The 782-nt window shown below is 53.7% G+C and carries 1 protein-coding gene; it reads right to left on the reverse strand.

Annotated elements, in window-relative coordinates; translation table 11 throughout:
* Positions 1-688 (reverse strand): helix-turn-helix domain-containing protein (locus tag ACZRJQ_RS22010; RefSeq protein WP_463980364.1); only part of this gene is annotated, 688 nt, incomplete at its 3' end.
* Positions 689-782 lie beyond the last annotated feature (94 nt).

Here is a 782-nt window from a genome sequence, read left to right on the forward strand (position 1 = left end):
GCAGCACAGGAACGTTCTGCTCTGCGAAGTACGGCAGCACTTTGTCGTTGAGCAGGTCTGCTGCGGTGATTGGCGTCTTCGTTGTATAGAGCTTGGTAAGCGCGATTTTGCTGTAAGTATCAACGAAGGTCTGCTGATAAATACGGCCTACACCTTTCATAGTGCCGACGTAGAACGTGTCCTGGGAGCCAAGATAGCCTGGATGGGCCGTTTCGATTTCGCCGCAGGCGATATCGTCATCACGCTTCTTCTCCAGAGCAACGACCTGGGCTTCGGTCAGAACAGAGCCCGTAGCCGCAACGTGCTTTTCCAAAGCAGTCAGACGCTGCTTGAAGTTCGCCAGCTCATGGCGCAGCCAGATTGATCGCACGCCTGAAGGGCTGACGAATGTTCCACGTTTGCGCAGCTCGTTGCTGACACGGACTTGGCCATGAGCAGGTTGTTCAATCGCGTAATCCAGGACGCATTGTTCAACGGTCTCTTCGACGCGGTTTTTCAGGTTGGGTTTTCGACGGTTTTTTTGCAGTAGAGCTTCAACTCCACCAGTGGCCTTGGCTTCTTGGTAGCGGTAGAAGGTGTCTCGCGACACGCCCATGATTTTGCAGGCCTGTGAAACGTTGCCGAGCTCCTCGGCCAGGTTCAACAAGCCCAACTTGTGCTTAACAATCGGTTGATTTACAACGTTCATGCGGGGCTACTCCTCTTGGGTTGGTGATTGCTCGCACAACCATCAAACCCGGTAGCCCCGTTCTTTTTCAAGAGGGGTGTCAGATCAAGTCGGG

Source organism: Pseudomonas sp. E315, from assembly GCF_055406205.1.